Here is a 21131-nt window from a genome sequence, read left to right on the forward strand (position 1 = left end):
TAAAGTATAACTAAGGTTAAGAGATCAAAATCATGTGATGCTTAATGCAAAAGGATTAGGTTTATGGACGACTTTTTGGCGCTCATTGTTACAATATTTGTCGTAGTATCTTTGTATTGGCAATACCACGCTTATACAAATAGCAACTCATTGTTGCATCGAATTAAACAGCTTGAAGAAAAGTTTTCTGAGCAACAAGAGAAATTATTTAAGTTATTAAATAAAGATAATGCTGCGGATATTCGCACAGATCTTGATGCTCAGAAATGCGAAGTTAAGGATTTATCTCATGATATAAAAAGAGAGCCTCAACCAACCGTTTCAACTTATCAACCCAAAACGGTTGACCCTAAAACAGTTGACCCTACTAATACAACAGAGCATGTGCAAATAATGGCGGAGAATAGAGAAACGCCAGCATATCAACGCGCACAAGCATCACAAGAAACGACATTTAATAAAGTTTCTCCTAAAGAAGAAAATCCAGTTGTTCAATCTTCTATGGTTAATGATATTAACCCTGAAAACAAACAACCTAATAAGCCAGAAATATCAACAGTCCCTACACCTAAAGAGCCTGAGTCTTATCAACCTAAGGTAGCAACAAGCCGTTTTGCTCGTCATTATCAAAAAGAGGCGAAGCAAACATATTCTGAATCAACATCAGAGTCGCTTGTGGAGAATAGCGCGAATGTGGCAAGTGCTAGCCTTACGGGATCTGAAACAGGTCATTTAGGAAATGCTACACCTCAAGTAAATAGACCTGCATCGCAATATAGACCTAATTTAAATCCTCGACCAAAACGTCAACAAAAATCGATTTTGGGGCTTATTTGGAATTGGGTAGTAACAGGAAATCCGCTGGCAAAAATAGGGATGTTATTGCTCTTTTTTGGCCTGTCTTATTTACTTAAATACAGTATTGAGAATGAGCTTGTCTCAGCGTCAACACGTTTAATGATGGCTGGAATAGGGTGTTTTGCCTTATTAGGTATTGGCTGGTGGCTTAGAAAGAAAAACCTGATATATGCATTAATTTTACAAGGTGGCGGTATTGGTGGGCTTTATATTACTATTTTTGCTGCGACTAAAATTTATGACTTTATTCCTATTGGCATGGCTCTCGCTATTATGGTGTTTATCTGCTTGGTCAGTGTGAGTTTGGCGGTTATTCATCGAGCTATTAGTTTAGCGGTATTAGCTTCATTAGGTGGTTATTTAGCTCCTGTTCTATTGTCTACGGGCAGTGGCAATTATATTGCATTGTTTAGCTATTATCTTATTCTTTCAATTGGTATTCTTATTATCAGCCATTGGCAAGTTTGGCGTTTATTAAATCTTATTGGTTTTGCTTTTACTTTTGGTATTGGTTTTATATGGGCAATACCAAATTACACTCATGTCGATTATTTACCTTGCCAGCTATTTTTAATTGCAAATTGGTTGATTTTTGGTGTTGCAACAGAACTTTCAACATTAAAAAATAAACTGAAACTTAATATTCCTTTTGATGCCACATTACTATTTGGTACGCCGTTAATTGGTTTTATCTTCCAACATCGATTAGCCTCAGAATGGCCATATGGTGTTGCTATTGCTTCATCACTTTATGGATTAGCTTATTTCGCACTAAGTTGGTTTGCACTTAAACGTTATCGCGAAGAGGGTAAATTACTGGCAATTGCCTTCTTTATGCTCTCTGTCACCTTTGCCACTTTAGCCGTACCATTTGCATTCTCTGCTGAATGGACATCAATTGTATGGGCAATTGAAGGGGTAATGATCCTTGCATTTTCTGTTTTACAGCAACAAAAGAAACCTGCTATTGCGGGGACTATTTTAGTTGCGGTTTCCTTTGTTCTATCATTTAACATGCCTGTTATTTTGTTAGGCGATTGGCTAATGATTGTAACACAAGTGATTGTTGTATTTGCCGTCGCAGTACTGTGGTATCGAGCTAAATTTACTAATATTGATAGTCAAACTATTGGATATGTAACACTATTTATCGCGGTTGTAAGTTGGGGATATAGCGTTTTACTTTTACAAGAATATGGCGAGTATTGGCTCTACCCAGAGATAAAATCCATTACCTTTGCATTTATTCTTATTAGCTGTTGGGGTATGTTCTTTGTGGGTAAGAAAACCCAATTTTCTGAGTTGGCAAGTTGCTCTATTTTAGTATGGCCGATGTCAGCACTTATTATGTTGGTGTACATCTATCTTGCAGGTTCGCTAATTGATAATTGGTTCAGTGCGATTATCTGGGTTGCAATTTTTGCGAGTGGTTTCTATTTGCTTAAAGCAAATACGTTATTGCCGAAGCAAAGGATCAAAAAAGCATTGATCCATGGTATGCATCTTGTCTTTATTGGTATTTTTTTATTTACTGAAATTATTTGGTTAATGGATGTTACGTACCTTTATGTGAGCTTACATTTTGCTAGCGTCATTTTTGCTATAAGTTTATTTATCGCAATAAGTTATATGCTAGCAATGAGAGTTAATTGGATAAAAGAGTATCAAAATACCTATTGGCTAGTTACTTTACCTGTTTTAGGCTTATTGGCACTTTCTTTAATCTTTGCAAACTTTAATAACGGTACTGAAAGTGGAATTAAATTTATTCCATTATTTAACTTGATGGATCTAATGGGTGTTATTGGAATATGGGTTGGCTATAAATTTATTTCAATAATAAAGCAGTCACCTAAGTATCAAGCATTATTACAAAATAACTTACCTCTATTAAATTACATTATTCCCGCGATGATTTTCTGGTGGGCAAACGGTATTTTATTAAGAGGGTTAGTCTTTGCAACAGATATTGATTGGTCGAGTTATGCAATCATTAATTCCAAAGTGATCCAAACAGTATTAGCCATTATTTGGGCGATTACAGCATTAGTAACTATGGTAATGGCGACACGTAAGAAATCACGCTCACAATGGTTTATTGGTGGTGTACTGTTGGCTGTGGTTATTGCTAAACTCTTCCTAATTGATACATCATTAAGTAGTGGATTGCTAAGAGCATTGGCCTTTATTGGTGTTGCAATACTGATTTTATTAATCGGGTATTTCTCACCATTACCACCGAAAAAACAAACTAACAATACAAGTGTGTAAGTAATATTTTAGCTTACCATGTGTTTATTTTAGTAATTAAATCATGCATATAATCTTAAATGGTTAGTGCATGATTTAACGAAAAGGAGAACCATAATGCATCAAGGTCAATGTTTGTGCGGCAAAGTTAAATTATCAACAGCACAAGATATATCTGCGCTCAGTGTTTGTCATTGCAGTATGTGTTTGCGTTGGAATGGTGGTCCAGGTTTTTCAATTGATTGCAAATCAGATTTGAAGATTGAAGGTGAAGAAAATATAACACGCTATGATTCATCTTTATGGGGAGAGCGGGCATTTTGTAAGCATTGTGGTTCTCATCTTTTTTACCATCTAAAAGAAACCAATACTTACTATGTATCAGCAGGATTATTCCCTGATGCAAAAGAAAGCAAACTAACAATGCAAATTTATATAGATAGCAAACCTCCTTATTATAATTTTGTAGAAAAAACACCAATGCTAACAGAACAAGATATTATGAATATGTTCAATAAATAATATTTTATTTATTGTTTTTTTGTATTTTTAAATTTTAAAAGACTCTTTTATATATGAGTCTTTTTTTATGAATGGGTTTTATTAAATAAATATTAATTAATGCTAAGAAAAAAGTGGGTTGCTGTTTTTTATTATAGTATGATGTTTTCTTTAAAATTTATGATAAGTTACCTAATGTTTTTTTGTTATGTATTGATTTAAAAGGAGCGTGTTATTGATAAATACATTGGTAATAAGTCAAGTTGAAATATTTAGCTTGGGAATAAAAACACTTCTTAGTCAGATTAAAAAAATCAATGTCCGAAAGGTGATGAATGATGAAAGTGATGCATTTCGTTATTGTCGACAATTTTCGGTTAATCTTATTATTATTTATTCAGTACCATCACTCTCATTAATTGATTCTATAAAAAGAATAAAGCGATCATCTTTATCAATTAAAATTATTGTTATTTCACCAAAAATAGACTCTATATTATCAATAACACTTCTTCAATTGGGTATTGAAGGTTTTATTGTTATTGATACTTCTTGTGAAAATATTCTGCAAGCTATCCGACAAGTTTGTATCGGTCAACGGTATATAAGCCAAGAGTTAGCGATGGAAATCGCACTAACAAAATTACAGCAAGAATTAAATCCGTTACATCAGCTTTCAGAAAGAGAATTGCAGATTATGTCGATGATCATTAGAGGAAAAAAAATCTCACAAATCGCAAGTGAGCTGAATATTAATACAAAAACGGTAAATAGCTATCGTTACCGAATGTTTAGTAAACTTAAAATCTCAGGTGATGTAGAATTAACACATATAGCAATACGCTATGGGTTAATTGAGATAGAGAGTCATTTACAAAGTGGAAGACAAATTTGACGCCAAAGCATTCTTAAGCCGAGTCACTGATAAACCGGGTGTTTATCGGATGTACGATGCGACAGACACAGTAATCTATGTTGGCAAAGCTAAAGATCTGAAAAAAAGGCTTTCGAGCTATTTCCGTACACAAGTAAATAGCCGTAAGACTGAAGCTTTAGTGAAGTGCATCGCAAATATTGATGTCACGATCACCCATACAGAAACGGAAGCTTTATTGCTTGAACATAGCTACATCCAACGTTATCAACCTCGCTATAATGTGTTGTTACGCGATGATAAATCCTATCCTTATATTTATTTAAGTGGTGATAAACACCCTAGACTTGCTAGTTACCGTGGTGCAAAACATGCCAAAGGGGAATATTTTGGACCTTTCCCTAACTCTTTTGCAGTAAGAGAAACATTGGCATTAATGCAAAAATTGTTTCCTATTCGTCAATGCGAAGATAGTGTTTATCGCAATCGTTCAAGACCTTGTTTGCAATATCAAATTGGCCGTTGTCTTGCACCTTGTGTAAAAGGCTACGTTTCTGATGAAGAATATGCCCAACAAGTTAATTATGTGCGACTTTTCCTTTCAGGTGATGATACGCAAGTTATTGACGGATTGGTTAAACGTATGGAAGAAGCCAGCCAAGAATTACGTTTTGAAGAGGCCGCTCGCATTCGTGATCAAATCCAAGCCGTAAGACAAGTGACCGAAAAACAATTTGTCGCCAATATTGGTGATGATCTTGATGTGATCAGTGTTGCTTTTAATGGTGCTATTGCTTGTGTTTATGTCCTTTTTTTCCGTCAAGGTAAAGTGTTAGGAAGTCGGAGTTATTTTCCTAAAGTCCCTGCAAATACCTCAATCGATGAAGTTGTTCAAACTTTTATTGGTCAGTTTTATTTACAAGGTAGTGCAATTCGAACTTTACCGACTGAAATCTTGCTCGATTTTGATTTAGAAGATAAAGCCATTCTTTCTGAGTCTATTTCTTCAATAGCGGGGCGAAAAATTCAAATTCAAACAAAACCGCGCGGTGATAGAGCTCGTTATTTAAAATTGGCGAGAACAAACGCAGCAACAGCATTGGCTTCAAAACAAGTCGAGCAATCGACAATTTCACAACGTTATACCTCGTTGATGTCTCTTCTTGATATGAAAGAGATAAAACGAATGGAATGTTTTGATATTAGTCACACTATGGGAGAGCAAACTGTGGCTTCATGTGTAGTATTTGACATGAACGGCCCATTAAAATCTGAATATAGGCGCTATAATATCAGTGGTATTACTCCTGGTGATGATTATGCGGCGATGAATCAAGTGCTCACTCGACGTTATGGTAAATCATTAGAAGAGACTAAGGTTCCAGATATTATCTTTATCGATGGTGGTAAAGGGCAATTAGCACAAGCAATAGAGGTATTTGATTCTCTTGATGTTGATTGGGACAAATCACACCCGAAATTAATAGGTGTCGCAAAAGGGAGTGATCGTAAAGCAGGGCTTGAAACCTTGTTTTTTGTGCCTGAAGGTGAAGGGATGGCATTACCTTCTGATTCACCTGCGTTGCATTTGATCCAACATATTCGTGACGAATCGCATCGTCATGCAATAACAGGGCACCGTCAACGTAGAGCAAAAGTTAAAAATACCAGCTCGTTAGAGTCTATTGAAGGTGTAGGGCCTAAGCGCCGTCAAATGTTGTTGAAATATATGGGAGGGCTACAAGCTTTGCGAGACGCAAGTGTTGAAGAAATTGCGAAAGTCCCCACAATTTCGACTGCATTAGCAGAAAAAATTTTTAATGCGTTGAAACACTAAGTGTATTGATGCACCATATTAATAACTCTCACTTTTCTAGGTCGTGTAGAACGCTATGCAACTAAATATCCCAACTTGGCTAACTCTATTTCGTGTCGCACTAATCCCATTCTTTGTTTTGGTGTTTTATTTACCATTCAAAGATGCTCCATTAGTCTGCGCTATTATTTTTATGGTAGCAGCTGCAACTGACTGGTTTGATGGTTTTTTAGCACGTAGATGGAAACAAACTACTCGCTTCGGGGCTTTTCTTGACCCAGTAGCAGATAAAGTAATGGTTGCAACAGCACTTGTTTTAATTACTGAATACTATCATGAGTGGTGGATAACCTTACCCGCAGCAACCATGATTGCTCGTGAAATTATCATCTCTTCACTAAGAGAATGGATGGCTGAATTAGGAAAGCGTAATAGTGTTGCAGTTTCTTGGATAGGAAAAGTGAAGACGACCGCACAAATGGGATCGCTGGTTGTGTTATTATGGCGTCCTACTGTTGAAGCAGAGTGGTTTGGATTCGCTTTATTATATATCGCAACAGTGCTGACTTTCTGGTCAATGTTTCAATATTTGAGCGCTGCGTGGTCAGATTTGCGCGAAGGTTGATCGAAATGACTGAAAATTCACCGAACAGTCAAAAAGATGCAAATATAGTGTTGACTAGATTCAGGAAATCAGTAGAATGCAACGCATCGAAAGGCACAACGGTTTACGGAAATAAATAAGTAAATCAGCGAGTTCGGTAAAGCGGGAATAGCTCAGTTGGTAGAGCACAACCTTGCCAAGGTTGGGGTCGCGAGTTCGAGTCTCGTTTCCCGCTCCAATCTCTAATGAGATTGAGCAGTTGAGGCGCGTTGGCAGAGTGGTCATGCAGCGGATTGCAAATCCGTGTACCTCGGTTCGATTCCGGGACGCGCCTCCATTAATGCCCAGGTGGTGAAATCGGTAGACACAAGGGATTTAAAATCCCTCGGCTGTAAGGCTGTGCGGGTTCAAGTCCCGCCCTGGGCACCATCTCTTTTAGATAAAGAGTTTGGTGCAAAAAAGAAAGTCCATTGTAAATGGCACTGGAAGTAAATAAGTAATAAGTCGTCCATACCAGTATTTTTCTTAGTAGTAAGAATTTACGGACGCACCACAGAATTTAGCCCAGGTGGTGAAATCGGTAGACACAAGGGATTTAAAATCCCTCGGCTGTAAGGCTGTGCGGGTTCAAGTCCCGCCCTGGGCACCATATAAATACGGACCTTAACTTAGGTCCGTTTTTTCTTCCACTAGCAACCAAGTTGGTGAGAGAAGAGTAAAAACTAAAGTTAGCTTAGAAGTAAATGCTTTAAATTTATTTGTTATCTATCTTGTTTGATAAACGGATGTTAAGCGTAACAAGTAAATACAATTTAGCCCAGGTGGTGAAATCGGTAGACACAAGGGATTTAAAATCCCTCGGCTGTAAGGCTGTGCGGGTTCAAGTCCCGCCCTGGGCACCATATAAAGAAGCGGACCTCATTGAGGTCCGTTTTTTTTATCTACTTAATACTAGAATGGTATTAAAAACATGCTTCCAAAATATCGAGCACATCTTTAGTTGTTAGCTTTTTATAGCCTCTACCAATAATTGTGGTTGATTGTGCAATCTCAGGAAGCATCTCTCTTGTTGCACCTAAGTCTTCTAATGAAGTCACAATACCGCACTCTTTTGTGAAATGTTCCAGTGCATCAATACCTTCGAGTGCAATTTGATCTTGTGTTTTACCTTCAGTGGAAATTCCCCATACTTGAGTGGCAAAGCGTACAAATTTTTCGATACCAAATTTATAGATAAAACGATAATAAGGTAGAGAAATTGCAGCAAGTCCCATTCCATGAGCACAGTCTGTATAAGCTCCTAATTGGTGCTCAATCATATGAACTTGCCAATCTTGCGTTTTTGATAATCCTGTGAGGGTATTTAATGCAAGTGTTGCATTCCACATAAGATTACTTCTTGCTTCGTAATCACTTGGATTTTTAAGTGCAACACGTAAATTATCAATCGAAGATTTTAATAAACTTTCAATTAAATAATCCGTTGTGTTTGCACCTTGATCAGAAAAGTATTGCTCCATCAAATGAGACATCGTGTCAAAAACACCACTCACCATCTGATATTGAGAAACTGTAAAGGTATATTCTGGATTTAAAATTGAAAATTTAGGGAATATATTGGCAGGAAAAACACGCCCAATTTTATATTTAGTCTCTTCATGGGTAATGACTGAGCCACCATTCATTTCAGAGCCTGTGCCTACCATGGTAAGAATTGATGCGACAGGAACAATTTTATTTGTCACATCTTGATATTCAACCCAGTATTTTTGAAAAGGATCTTCATTTTCACAATAAGCAGAAACAGAGATGCCTTTTGCACAATCAATAACAGAGCCACCACCGACCGCTAATATTAAGCTGACATTATGTTCACGTACTAATTGAGCACCTTCCATCATTTTCGCATAGGTTGGATTGGGCATAACGCCAGATAACTCAACTACCTTTTTTCCTGCATGTTTAAGTATTGCCATGACTTCGTCATAAAGGCCATTAGATTTGATAGCGTTACGGCCATACATCAGCATGATGGTTTCGCCATAATGTGATAATTCATCATTTAATTTAGCAAGAGAGTTCTTACCAAAATGAATGGTGGTTGGATTATAGTAAGAGAAATCGAGTTGCATTTTGAGATCCTATTGCCAGATTAAAGATTATCTAATTGAAGTCGATTGTATTTTTTAACTTCAAATAAGATAGGAATGGATTATTTGTTGAGGAGAATGCTATCGCTTTCCCATTTAGAAATGAATGTCTGATCTTCTTAGTCTCTTGCCTATTTTTCCAAAAAACTAAAATGATGATTGTGAATAATATAAGTTAGATAAGAGAGAGAATAAGAGAGTTTATAACGGTTAAATACGATCTGTTTCTTTAAGCATCTTAATATCGGTTGCTGGTGGAGCCCCGAATAATCGGCTATATTCACGACTAAATTGAGAAGGGCTTTCATAACCAACTCGGAAAGTGGTTGTCATTGCTCCTAAATTTTCAGTTAACATCAATCGACGGGCTTCACTGAGTCGTAATTTTTTTTGGAATTGAAGCGGAGTCATTGATGTCATCGTTTTAAAATGAGTATAAAAAGCAGATTTACTCATTCCTGAACATGAAGCCAATTCATTGATGTTTAATGGTTTTATATAATTACTTTTTAGCCAATCAATGGCTTTAGCTATTTGATGACTATGGCTACCCGCAGTAACGATTTGATTCAAACGTTCACCTTGTTCTGTAACCAGTAGACGATAGAAAATTTCACGTTTGATCCCTGGAGCAAGGATTTTAATGCTATCAGGTTCATCAAGAAGAGTGAGCAAGCGAATAAATGCATTGACTAAAGGCTCTGATAATTCACCGATTGCAATGCCTTTTTGGGCATTTGAATCTGGATTAAATGTTAATTCACTATCAACGATGAGTTGGGATATTTCTTGCAGATCTAACTCCATAACTAGCCCTAAAAATGGTTTTTCGTTGCTGGCTTTCATAATATTTGCCATAACGGGGAGTTCTATTGAAGAAATTAAAAAATGGTTGGCATCGTAAATAAAGCTCTCTTCTCCTAAGATCACTCTTTTTTCACCTTGGGCAATTAAACAGATCCCCGATTTGTGAGTATGGCTGGTAATTGGTGTAGGGGATGTCCAGTGTGTTAGCGTTAATCCCGGAATTTGAGTTTCAAATTGATTAGTATCGTGAGTCCATTTTTCAATCTGCATGGCGAGTTTTTGAGTTAATAACGCCATGTTTTCTAATTTATTCATATGGACTCCATACGGGATAAAGTGATTAATGTTGTGGTAATTGTAAAATTATAATGTATGAGATGAAGATTAGAAAATTATTTGATTTATCTTTAATAGGAATTTGGAAGGGAAAAACAAAAAATGAGGTAGGCTGTGCCTAATAAATCACAGCCTTATAAATTTATTATTTATTGGTTCTATTTTTTTCTAACCATTTTTGCATTTGTTCTATTTCAGGGCCTTGCGCATCAATAATAGCTTGAGCTAGTTTACGCATTTCAGGATCAGTACCATATTTCAACTCAATTTTAGCCATATCAATAGCGCCTAAATGGTGGGCAATCATGCCATCAGCAAAAGCAACATCTGCATTATCAGTGTTCATTCCTTTTGCCATATCAGCATGCATTTTATTCATAGATTCATTGAGCTCTTTTTGCATAGGAGAGCTATTATGTGATGCATCCATATTCATATGTGTATTGTTTGCCATTGCACCAAAAGAGATAGCACTCATTAAAATAACAGCAGCAGGTAAAATCTTTTTCATAACAGTTTCCTTGGATTTATCGTGAAATTGTTATCACTCTAAAGATTCCCCCTAGGGGAAGGTCAATGTTGTTATTCAAAGTTTAATGTTCTTTACCTTTAATGACGTAATTACAGAATAGCCTTTTAACCTATTTTGTTTCAATTGGTTATATACCAATATCTAATTTTATACCTCTTTGCATGCTCGGAATTTCTTTATAAAAAAAGAAAAGTAATGATAACTATTCCCATTAAATCTATTTTGCTATAAAGTTGTATTAATAATGCAACTTTAAGGTGACTATATGGATAATCAAACTACAACGCAACCTATGTCTCAAGAACCGTCAAAAGCAGGGCATACCTTCTTAGCGAGTTTAGGGAAAACACGTTTAAGACCGGGCGGTGTAGAGGCATCTGATTGGTTAATTAATAATGCACAGTTTACATCATCAAGCCATGTTCTTGAGATTGCTTGCAATATGGCGACAACATCAATCGAGATTGCCAAGAAATACGGTTGTCATATTATTGCTATCGATATGGATGATAATGCTTTGTCTCATGCGCAAAAAAATGTTGATAATGCACAGTTATCACATTTGATCCAATTAACAAAAGCAAATGCATTATCTTTACCTTTTCCTGATAATACTTTTGATATTGTTATAAATGAAGCAATGTTGACAATGTATGCAGATAAAGCCAAAGCAAAGTTAGTAAAAGAGTATTACCGTGTTTTAAAACCCGGTGGTTTGTTATTAACTCACGATATTATGAAAAAAAATGATGATATTAATAGAGATAAATTAATCGGTGTAGTGAAATCAAATGTAGCACCCATGTTTAAGCAAGAGTGGCATGACTTATTTATTAATATTGGTTTTTCAGAAGTAAAAATAAAATCGGGTAACATGAGTTTAATGTCACCTGTTGGTTTAATTCGTGATGAAGGCTTATTTAGAACCGCAAAGATAATTAAGAATGGATTGGTAAATAAGCAAAACAGACCACGATTCTTATCAATGTTCCGTTTTTTTAGAGAGAATCGACATGTGTTAAATTATATTGCATGTTGCTCTAAAAAATAATTTAATCAAGAAAAATTTATGTATTATTTAATGGCACCTAAGTAGAACTAGGTGCTTATTTTTTTATAAATAAGAATAAATAGAACTGTATACCACCGTAATAAAATGTAAAAAATAAAAAGAATCGTAATCCAGATTGAACCTGATTTATTTTAACTATATATATTAAAAAGAAATATTAAAACAGATGTGATTTATATGTGGGGTTTAATATGAAACAGATACTTATTATTGCAGGAGGGATATTATCGCTAACTATTATGCTGGCTATTCTTGCCGCTATTTTAATAGTGTCTGTCATTAAAGATAATACTGCTGAGTTTTGGAATGAAAGTCGCGAAGTGATTGAAAGTTCGTCATCAACAGTACGTGAAACCCTTTCTAGCGTAGAAGCAAAACGCGATACGCTTATGGCTATTTATCAATCTAAAGATAACAATGGAAGTTGTCAGCAGTTAGCTGAAAAGCTAAATAATGTTGAAAAAGCACTTTCTAATGGAAATTTAATATTACCACGACCAGCAAAGGAACAAATTTCGACTATTAAAAATGCTTTTGATGGTTCAACATCATCCACGAAAAACATTGCTTGCGAGCAGGCACTTCAAGTTATTAATGACTTGAGTCAGTAATCTTAAGATTCTTTCTATTTTCATTTATCTTTTGTCCAACAGCAAGATTATTTCCAGCTATTAAATTAATATCTCTTAACTTAATTCAATGAATCTACAATATATTTCTCTTGAAAAGAGTATATTCTTATTCTTCAACATAAAGTAGTGATAGGTCATTTATATCTACAATCTCTCTATTGGAAGATTATGTTAACGTTAAAAAGAAGTTGCCAAGGGGATTTAAAATCACGATATGAATATGCTAAAATTGATAGCTGATTCGCTTTAGCAATGAAGTTTAGTGATAATTTGGTTTATTTTTTGTTTCTAACGAAATGCATTTTTATCTTTATGCCATTTTTTTACTTTCAATCTAATAAATCTATTTTTAGCACAAGTGAGAAAAGCAAATCAGATAAAAGCTTCTATAAAAAATCATGGCATATATATCAATATAATTTAAGAAAACATCAATTAATTATGAATATCGCAGCATCAAACGTAAATGAAGTTAGCCGTCAAACTGCATGGATCAGAGTAATAATATTATCATTCGCGGCTTTCGTTTTTAATACAACAGAATTTGTTCCTGTTGCACTGTTAAGTGATATTTCTGAAAGCTTCGGTATGATCCCTGCTCAAACAGGTTTAATGATCACAATATATGCTTGGGTTGTGGCTTTAATGTCTTTGCCTTTAATGATAATGACAAGCAAAGTTGAGCGACGTAAGTTACTTATTATTTTATTTATTATCTTTATTTTAAGTCATATTTTATCTGGCGTAGCATGGGATTTTAAATCACTGATAGCAGGTCGTATTGGCGTTGCTTTCTCTCATGCAGTGTTTTGGTCGATTACCGCATCACTGGCTATTAGAGTGGCACCTCCTGGTAAACGAGCTCAGGCATTAGGTTTATTAGCAACAGGAACTGCATTAGCTACGGTTCTTGGCTTACCTATTGGGCGTGTCGTTGGACAATGGTTAGGATGGCGTGCAACCTTTATGGGAATTGGTGTTTTAGCTTTAATTACCATGTTTGCATTAATGCGCTATTTACCTTTATTACCGAGTGAGCATTCGGGATCATTAAAAAGTGTTCCCGTGTTATTAAAACGTGGCCCATTAATGGGGATTTTTCTGTTAACCGTAATCGCGGTTACTGCACACTTTACCGCTTATAGTTATATAGAGCCTTTTGTTATTGATATTGCAAAATTAGATCAAAACTTTGCTACGTTAGTTTTACTTATTTTTGGTGGTGCTGGCATTATTGGTAGTGTGTTATTTAGTCGTTACAGTGCCAAGATGCCAACATCATTTTTATTCTTTGCACTAATTTTACTTACTGCTTGCTTAAGTTTATTAATGATAAGTAGCCAAAATTTAACGACATTCATTGTGTTGATTATATTTTGGGGAATTGGCTTTATGTGTATCGGCCTTGGTATGCAAGTTAAAGTGATTGATTTAGCTCCCGATGCAACAGATATTGCGATGTCTATTTACTCCGGTATTTTTAATATCGGTATTGGCGCTGGAGCATTGATTGGTAATCAAGTTATCTTACATGCTGGCATGACAAACCTTGGCTATGCAGGAACAATATTAAGTGTTATCGCAGTTATTTGGTGTGGTTTTATCTTTAATCGCTATCGTGTTTCGATGGGTGGAAAGCCTCGTCAAAAGAATCAGCTTCATCAACACTAAATAAGTATTTCCACGATATAAAGGCATCTATTCAATATGAAAGATGCCTTTTTTATTTGTTGTGGTGAATATCCTTAATCTCGCTTGTGATAGAATTCACAAAATTGACTTTGTATAGGATTAAGGCGAAAAAATGAATGGATTAACTTACCTAATGTTGGCAATTATATCTGAAGTGATTGCGACAACAATGCTAAAAGCTTCTGATGGTTTTAGCCGATTATATCCATCTATTGTGGTCGTCATTGGTTACTGTTTTTCTTTTTGGGCACTTTCTCAAGTGGTAAGAGTTATGCCATTAGGTATTGCTTATGCAATATGGAGTGGATTAGGGATAGTTTTAGTTTCTGTTGCGGCTGTATTTCTCTATCAACAAAAACTTGATTTACCTGCCATTGTTGGTATGGCTTTAATTATTGCTGGTGTTTTAGTTATAAATCTACTTTCAAAAAGTGCTTCACACTAATAGGAATAACTGGAAGAAATTAGGGTGTCTTTGATGCAAAAGAAATTTAAAACAGCTTGTTATCTATTTATGTTAACTAGCTTTGCTTTTATTGCAGGATGCAGTAATTCAGCGCAGACACAATATTCATCTACACAAGTGGTTAGTAAAAGTCGAACAATGCCGACAACCAGTCTTGATATTCCCTTAGATGAATCAGCCAAGGCAACCTGTGTCTTTTCAGGTGGTGTGCCTTCTTTAAACTATGAATTACATGGTGGTCAGACACCAGTGTGTCAATTTGCTAATGGCAAGCGTTGTAGTGAACAAGCTTTAATTGAAGGGGCTTGTATTCCAGGTTAAAGCTTATTGTTGGCTGACTATTTAATCACCAATTTTTTATTATAAAAATAGCCCTTAGTTTATCGCTAAGGGCTATTTTCTTTTTTTATTCTTTTGTTTTAAAAGAACTTGTTATTTGGCTCATTAATACTAATAAACCTACAACAAAATAGGCAGAGAAAATAATAAGCATCCATTGTGGCATTTCTAAAGTTAAAAATTGCCATTGGCTGACAGAGCAATCACCAGTTGCTTGGAATACAGCAGGGAACCAATCTTGCAGAGCAAACCAAGAGGGTAAAGTGACAAAAAAATCACAGGTTGCAAAAGGGGATGGATTCAGAATAAGTTGTGTATGTTCCCAAGAGAGTTCTATTCCTCGGTATGCGGAATAAATCCATAAGAAACCACCCGCCATACGCATAAGTGCCATTTTAGGTGCGGTAGCCCCAAGCAATGCAGCAACTAATATGCCCAATACTGCGATGCGTTGATAAACGCACATTACACAAGGCATTAATTCCATTCCGTACTGAAAATACAATGCAGCACCTTCAAGGCCTATTGCTGTTAATGCAAGCAATAGCCATGAAAAACGGCTTTGTGACCAGTGACGAAGAGAAGTCAGCATAATAATATCCATTTAAATATTAAATAAAATAAGTGTATATTCTGCCCAAAAATCAAGCGCAAAAAAAGTTAAAATCCGTTATTTCACAAATATTTACATTCAAGCTTCATTTAAAGAAGAAAATAGGACTTTTATCAAATAAAAGTCCTATTAATGTGGTGTAACTGTGGATCTATTGTTATGGAATAGCAACTAAACCAATTTCATAGAACCAATGTGTTGCAGGAACAAGCCAAAATTCAACAGCCACTAAACCAAGTAATGTCATTACAATCGTGTATGGCAGTGCCATTATCACCATTCGACCATATGATAAACGGATGAGCGGTGATAGTGCCGATGTCAATAAGAACAGGAATGCAGCTTGACCATTTGGAGTCGCAACAGAAGGTAAGTTTGTACCTGTATTAATAGCAACACCAATATGCTCATATTGGGATTGGCTAATTAATCCGTCTTGCAATGCGGTTAACGCTTCACTGATATAAACCGTACCCACAAACACATTATCTGAAATAGCAGATAGTAAACCATTAAAGAGATAAAAAAGAGACAGTTGTGAGGATTCTGAAGCTTGAAGAACAAACTGAATAATAGGGCCAAATAACTGTTGGTCAATAATAACGGCAACGATAGAGAAGAATACGGTCAATAACGCAGTGAAAGGTAAGGCTTCTTCAAATGCTTTACCAAGAGCATGTTCTTCTGTGATCCCACAAAATGCAGTGGCAAGAATAATAACAGATAACCCGATAATACCGACTTCTGCTAAATGGAGCGCTAAAGCAACAATCAACCAAATACCAATTAATGCTTGGATCATCAGTTGAGCTTTTTCTTGAGAAGTACGTTTTTCACTGTTTTTCTTGTCGTATTCAGTTAGAACTTTACGAACTAAATCAGGTAATTCAGCACCATAACCAAATAGCTTAAAGCGTTCTACAAAGTAGCACACTGCAAGGCCCGCGAAGAAAACAGGAATAGTGACGGGTGACATTCTGATAAAAAAGGTCACAAAATCCCATTCTAAATGTTTTGCAATAATCAGGTTTTGTGGTTCACCCACCATGGTCATTACGCCACCTAACGCAGTACCGACACCAGCATGCATCATTAAGCTACGTAAAAAGGCACGGAATTGTTCTAAAGTTTGTTTTTTTTCTGCGGTATCAATAAATCCATCATTACTTAATTCTGCACCTGATTGATTAGAGGCAAAATTATGATAAATAGAGTAGAAACCGAGAGAGACACTGATTACAACTGCGATTACGGTTAAAGCATCTAAAAAGGCAGATAAAAATGCACTTGCGAAGCAAAAGGCAATAGATAACATTCGTTTAGAACGAATGGATAACAGCAGTTTAGTAAATGCAAACAGTAATAATTGCTTCATAAAATAGATACCTGCAACCATAAAGACAAGAAGTAAAATCACTTCAAGGTTGTTGGCAATTTCATGACCAATCTGTTTTGGGCTAGTCATACCAATGATGACGGCCTCAATAGCAAGTAATCCTCCGGGTTGTAACGGGTAACACTTTAGCGCCATAGCCAGCGTAAAAATAAATTCTACAACTAATAGCCAGCCGGCGACAAAAGGGTCAACAAAGAAAAAAATCAGTGGGTTGATAATTAAAAAAGTAAGAATAGCAAGCTTATACCAATCAGGGGAATTCCCCATAAAGTTCTTTAGTAGTGCTTGTCTTATACTCATATCCATTAGGTTTCTCATCCTCCAAATAGAGATTTTAAGCGCAATGATGCGCAATTTAACCATAGTACGCGCTAATCGCTGTGAAATTAAGCGCCTTAGTAATAATAAATTGATAAAACTACATCAAGTTTTATGATGCCATTCACTATTTAATGATGGTTGAGCTATATCAAAATTATGCATTCTGATATTATCTTTTCCATTATTAGCAGAAAAATCGCTTCGGAAGAAATAAAAATATGGTTATTAAGGCTCAAAGCCCCGCAGGTTTTGCGGAAGAGTATATTGTTGAAAGCATCTGGAATAATCGTTTTCCTCCTGGATCTATTCTTCCAGCGGAACGTGAGCTCTCTGAATTAATCGGTGTCACAAGAACCACATTAAGAGAAGTGTTACAACGTCTAGCTCGTGATGGTTGGCTGACTATTCAACACGGAAAGCCAACGAAGGTAAACAATTTCTGGGAAACATCGGGCCTTAATATCCTTGAAACAGTTGCTCGTCTTGATCATGATCGAGTACCACAGTTAATAGATAATTTATTGGCGGTTAGAACCAATATCTCAGCTATTTTTATACGTACAGCATTTAGAAATAGCCCTGAAAAATGTATTGAAGTTTTAAACCATGAGCTTACTACTGAAAATAGTGCTGATGAGTTTAGTGAACTGGACTACAACATTTTCCGTGGATTGGCGTTTGCGTCAGGTAATCCAATTTATGGTCTTATCTTAAATGGCTTAAAAGGGCTTTATACGCGCGTAGGCCGTTATTATTTCTCAAATATTCAAGCCAAAGAACTCGCGTTAGCATTCTATAAAAAACTGGCTGCATTATGTGAGCAAAAAGATGTCGAGCATGTCATGGATTGCGTCCGTCAATATGGTAAAGACAGTGGTATTATCTGGCAAAGTTTACAGTCACCACTACCTAGTGATCTAGAAGAAGTAAAACGCTAATTACGTTTACTGCTTTATCACAATAGAAAAAAACCAGTATTCATATAATTTGTGATACTGGTTTTTTTATACTTTTAAAAAGCTAGAAAGTGTCATTTTTTAGGCAATGCTTTAAATTGGTTATTTTTAGTAAAAAGAGCAACCAAAGTGAATCAATTAAAGAGTTATCATCTTAATTGATGCGTGTTTTTAGATTTTAATAAAATCTCAATTTCCTTTTATTACGCCTTAAACTCTCTTCAATTTTAAATAATTTACTAATCAATATTATTGTAATTTATGGTTAAAATTATATCTTGTTGATTTCATGTGTTTATTTAATGATTTTTTTTGAAAATCACTTGTTAAATAGCAATCAAATGTGACTCAACTCTAAAATTTGCTTTTTTATTAGTCTAGATGATTATTCTATATTGGCTTTTTGTGTATGGAATATTATTCTTATGTTATATCAATGTAAATTATTGGAGTCTTGCCATGAAAGTGATCATCTTAGGTGGCGGCGTTATTGGTGTAACAAGTGCGTGGTATCTTGTGCAACAAGGCCATGAAGTCATTGTTGTTGATAGACAAAACAGTGCAGCAGAAGAGACTAGCGCTGGTAATGCAGGTCAAATATCTCCGGGATATGCAACGCCTTGGGGAGCGCCGGGTATTCCATTAAAAGCCGTTAAATGGATGTTCCAAAAGCATGCACCCTTAGCGATTAAACCTGATGGCTCACTTTTCCAGTTACGTTGGATGTGGCAAATGTTACGTAATTGTGATGCGTCACATTACACCATGAATAAAAGCCGTATGGTGCGTATTGCTGAATATAGCCGTGATTGTATTCGTCAGTTGCGCCAAGATACCGGTATTGAATATGAAGGGCGTCAAGGTGGAACGCTGCAACTTTTTCGTGATCAAAAGCAATTTGATAATGCAGCCAATGATATTGCTGTCTTAAAGCAAGAGGGCGTTGCTTATGAATTATTAACTGCGGAACAATTAAAATTAGTAGAGCCAGCACTTGAGCATGTTAGTCACAAATTAACGGGTGGCTTACGTTTACCGAATGATGAAACGGGTGATTGCCAAACTTTTACGAAAAAACTCGCTAAAATGGCTGAAGATGCGGGTGTTACGTTCCTATTTAACAAAGAAATCAAACATTTGTTATTTGATGGTGATAAAGTAACGGGCGTTCAATGCCATGATGGATTATTAACAGCCGATCACTATGTTGTTGCCATGGGCTCTTACTCAACAGAGTTTTTGAAAAACAAAGTCGCTATTCCGGTTTATCCTCTTAAAGGTTATTCACTTACGATGCCGATTATTGATGCTTCAAGAGCACCAATGTCCACGATTTTAGATGAAACTTATAAAATTGCAGTAACGCGTTTTGATGAGCGAATTCGTGTCGGAGGAATGGCAGAAGTTGTTGGTTTTAATCTGGATATTTTAAAATCGCGCTGTGAAACATTAAAAATGGTTGTACAAGATCTCTATCAAGGTGGTGGTGATATTGAGAAAGCCACATTTTGGACGGGTTTAAGACCTATGACACCTGATGGTACACCTATTGTAGGGCCTACGGCTTATTGCAATTTATCATTAAATACAGGGCATGGCACATTAGGTTGGACAATGGCTTGTGGCTCTGGGCAACTATTAGCTGATTTAATTTCAGGAAATAAACCTGCTATTGCTGCTGATGATTTATCTGTGTTTCGGTATATCGATGGCTTTAATACTAAATTGCTCTTACCGGGGCAGAAACTTGATGCAGCTTATTAATTGAGGAAGATCCATGTCCAGACCCACAAAAGTAACCATTAACCTCGATGCATTAAGCCATAATCTGTCTGTTATTAAAGAGAGAGTCAAAGGCAGTAAAGTGTGGTCTGTTGTGAAAGCAGATGCTTATGGACATGGATTATCCTGTGTTTGGCCAGCATTAAGTCATACTGATGGTTTTGCATTAATTGAGTTAGACAAAGCTGTTATGTTAAGAGAGCAGGGATGGGTAGGGCCTATCCTTTTGCTGGAAGGTTTTTTTAAGCCAGATGATGTTTATTTATTAGAACGTTATTCCCTAACGACAGTGATTCATTCTGATTGGCAATTTGACGCTATAGAAAATGCAAAACTAGAAAGGCCCATTAACATCTATCTTAAGCTTAATAGTGGAATGAATCGGCTAGGCTACCGACCAGACGCTTATAAGCAAGCAATTGCTCGTGCAAAAAGTATCAAAAATATTGGTTCTATTATTCAAATGTCGCATTTTGCTAATGCAGATACGGGACTGAATATGGATGCACAAAAAAATACCATTAATCAAGCTATGGTAAACGAATTACCTCGATGTTTGGCAAATTCAGCCGCAACATTGTTTGAGCCTGAAACTTATCAAGATTGGGTGCGTCCGGGCATTATTTTATATGGTGTTTCGCCTTCAGGTGTTTGGCAATACATTGCTGATTTCGATTTACAACCCGTAATGACATTTAATAGTGAGATATTAGCTATTCAACAAGTCAAGAAAGGCGAGCAAATAGGCTATGGTAGCCGATATACTGCTGAGCGTGATATGCAGATCGGTGTTGTTGCTTGTGGTTATGCTGATGGTTATCCAAGACATGCGCCAGACGGTACGCCAGTGATTGTTAATGGACATAAAACACAGTTGGTCGGGCGTATTTCTATGGATATGCTAACCGTTGATGTCACGGATTTTCCCGATGTAAGTTACGGTAGTCCGGTTGAATTATGGGGAGAGCAACTCCCTGTTGATGATGTAGCAACAGCATGTGGCACTATTGGTTATGAATTACTGTGTGCAATTGCACCAAGAGTGACTGTTGAAGTAATGATAAATCTACCTAATTCCACTTTTTCTGATCTAAATGAAAGTTGTTGATAATCACTAAACTAGAATAAGCTTAA

General features: G+C 36.1%; 18 protein-coding genes and 5 tRNA genes. 18 read left to right on the plus strand and 5 right to left on the minus strand.

All coding sequences use genetic code 11. The features are described from left to right. The first annotated feature begins 63 nt into the window (after positions 1-63). The 10 genes from AB4J89_RS02295 to AB4J89_RS02340 all read left to right on the plus strand — a co-directional run bounded on the left by AB4J89_RS02295 (position 64) and on the right by AB4J89_RS02340 (position 7805). The gene (locus tag AB4J89_RS02295; protein WP_088495337.1) at positions 64-3129 is read left to right on the plus strand and encodes a DUF2339 domain-containing protein; all 3066 of its coding nucleotides are present in this window, start codon (positions 64-66) and stop codon (positions 3127-3129) included. A 96-nt stretch (positions 3130-3225) separates the two neighbouring features. Further along, entirely contained in the window at positions 3226-3630 is a 405-nt protein-coding gene (locus AB4J89_RS02300; RefSeq protein WP_088495338.1) for a GFA family protein, read from the plus strand. A gap of 208 nt (positions 3631-3838) precedes the next feature. Then, on the plus strand, positions 3839-4504 hold the full coding sequence (locus AB4J89_RS02305; protein ID WP_227718998.1) for a LuxR C-terminal-related transcriptional regulator: 666 nt from the start codon (positions 3839-3841) through the stop codon (positions 4502-4504). Next, a complete protein-coding gene (gene uvrC, locus AB4J89_RS02310; protein WP_088495340.1) occupies positions 4488-6320 on the plus strand; it encodes an excinuclease ABC subunit UvrC in 1833 nt (610 codons plus the stop codon). Before AB4J89_RS02305 ends, uvrC begins: the two co-directional genes overlap by 17 nt. Positions 6321-6375: 55 nt before the next feature. Continuing rightward, the gene (pgsA, locus tag AB4J89_RS02315) at positions 6376-6924 is read left to right on the plus strand and encodes a CDP-diacylglycerol--glycerol-3-phosphate 3-phosphatidyltransferase (RefSeq protein WP_075674025.1); all 549 of its coding nucleotides are present in this window, start codon (positions 6376-6378) and stop codon (positions 6922-6924) included. Positions 6925-7065: 141 nt separating this feature from the next. After that, a tRNA-Gly gene (locus tag AB4J89_RS02320) sits at positions 7066-7141 on the plus strand. A gap of 25 nt (positions 7142-7166) precedes the next feature. Further along, a tRNA-Cys gene (locus AB4J89_RS02325) sits at positions 7167-7240 on the plus strand. Between the two features lie 5 nt (positions 7241-7245). Then, a tRNA-Leu gene (locus tag AB4J89_RS02330) sits at positions 7246-7332 on the plus strand. A gap of 133 nt (positions 7333-7465) precedes the next feature. Then, positions 7466-7552, plus strand: a tRNA-Leu gene (locus AB4J89_RS02335). Between the two features lie 166 nt (positions 7553-7718). Further along, a tRNA-Leu gene (locus AB4J89_RS02340) sits at positions 7719-7805 on the plus strand. 60 nt (positions 7806-7865) lie between these two features. Here AB4J89_RS02340 and AB4J89_RS02345 read toward each other — a convergent pair. The 3 genes from AB4J89_RS02345 to AB4J89_RS02355 form a co-directional block, all read right to left on the minus strand. Next, complete coding sequence (locus AB4J89_RS02345) at positions 7866-9035, minus strand: iron-containing alcohol dehydrogenase (protein ID WP_088495341.1); 1170 nt, start codon at positions 9033-9035, stop codon at positions 7866-7868. A gap of 228 nt (positions 9036-9263) precedes the next feature. Beyond that, the gene (locus AB4J89_RS02350) at positions 9264-10175 is read right to left on the minus strand and encodes an AraC family transcriptional regulator (RefSeq protein WP_088495342.1); all 912 of its coding nucleotides are present in this window, start codon (positions 10173-10175) and stop codon (positions 9264-9266) included. 166 nt (positions 10176-10341) lie between these two features. Next, positions 10342-10707, minus strand: a complete 366-nt coding sequence (locus AB4J89_RS02355; RefSeq protein ID WP_088495343.1) for a DUF305 domain-containing protein — start codon at positions 10705-10707, stop codon at positions 10342-10344. A gap of 286 nt (positions 10708-10993) precedes the next feature. Between AB4J89_RS02355 and AB4J89_RS02360 the strand changes: the two genes are divergently transcribed. The 5 genes from AB4J89_RS02360 to AB4J89_RS02380 all read left to right on the plus strand — a co-directional run bounded on the left by AB4J89_RS02360 (position 10994) and on the right by AB4J89_RS02380 (position 14911). Next, entirely contained in the window at positions 10994-11779 is a 786-nt protein-coding gene (locus AB4J89_RS02360) for a class I SAM-dependent methyltransferase (RefSeq protein ID WP_227718999.1), read from the plus strand. 212 nt (positions 11780-11991) lie between these two features. Continuing rightward, positions 11992-12411: a hypothetical protein gene (locus AB4J89_RS02365; protein WP_311754926.1), complete on the plus strand. Its 420-nt coding sequence runs from the start codon at positions 11992-11994 to the stop codon at positions 12409-12411. 462 nt (positions 12412-12873) lie between these two features. Then, positions 12874-14103: a sugar transporter gene (locus AB4J89_RS02370; RefSeq protein ID WP_368467925.1), complete on the plus strand. Its 1230-nt coding sequence runs from the start codon at positions 12874-12876 to the stop codon at positions 14101-14103. 133 nt (positions 14104-14236) lie between these two features. Beyond that, a complete protein-coding gene (locus AB4J89_RS02375) occupies positions 14237-14569 on the plus strand; it encodes an SMR family transporter (protein ID WP_088495345.1) in 333 nt (110 codons plus the stop codon). 33 nt (positions 14570-14602) lie between these two features. Beyond that, positions 14603-14911, plus strand: coding sequence for a DUF333 domain-containing protein (locus AB4J89_RS02380; protein WP_088495346.1), 309 nt, complete (start codon positions 14603-14605; stop codon positions 14909-14911). An 85-nt stretch (positions 14912-14996) separates the two neighbouring features. On the opposite strand, the gene dsbB is transcribed toward AB4J89_RS02380, so the two are convergent. Together dsbB and nhaB are read right to left on the minus strand one after the other, a co-directional pair. Then, positions 14997-15521 carry a disulfide bond formation protein DsbB gene (gene dsbB, locus AB4J89_RS02385; protein WP_311754925.1) on the minus strand — a complete coding sequence of 175 codons (525 nt, stop codon included), beginning with the start codon at positions 15519-15521 and terminating at the stop codon, positions 14997-14999. A 178-nt stretch (positions 15522-15699) separates the two neighbouring features. Beyond that, positions 15700-17244, minus strand: a complete 1545-nt coding sequence (nhaB, locus tag AB4J89_RS02390; RefSeq protein ID WP_088495348.1) for a sodium/proton antiporter NhaB — start codon at positions 17242-17244, stop codon at positions 15700-15702. Between the two features lie 233 nt (positions 17245-17477). Here nhaB and fadR point away from each other — a divergent pair, with 233 nt between their 5' ends. From fadR to alr, 3 genes are all read left to right on the plus strand, one after another. Beyond that, positions 17478-18197: a fatty acid metabolism transcriptional regulator FadR gene (gene fadR / locus AB4J89_RS02395; RefSeq protein ID WP_088495349.1), complete on the plus strand. Its 720-nt coding sequence runs from the start codon at positions 17478-17480 to the stop codon at positions 18195-18197. 477 nt (positions 18198-18674) lie between these two features. Further along, positions 18675-19979, plus strand: a complete 1305-nt coding sequence (locus AB4J89_RS02400) for a D-amino acid dehydrogenase (protein WP_368467928.1) — start codon at positions 18675-18677, stop codon at positions 19977-19979. Positions 19980-19992: 13 nt separating this feature from the next. Next, complete coding sequence (gene alr / locus AB4J89_RS02405) at positions 19993-21105, plus strand: alanine racemase (RefSeq protein WP_088495351.1); 1113 nt, start codon at positions 19993-19995, stop codon at positions 21103-21105. Positions 21106-21131: the final 26 nt, after the last annotated feature.

This window comes from Proteus sp. STS61-E (assembly GCF_040932335.1).
GTDB classification, from domain to species: Bacteria; Pseudomonadota; Gammaproteobacteria; order Enterobacterales; family Enterobacteriaceae; genus Proteus; species Proteus mirabilis_B.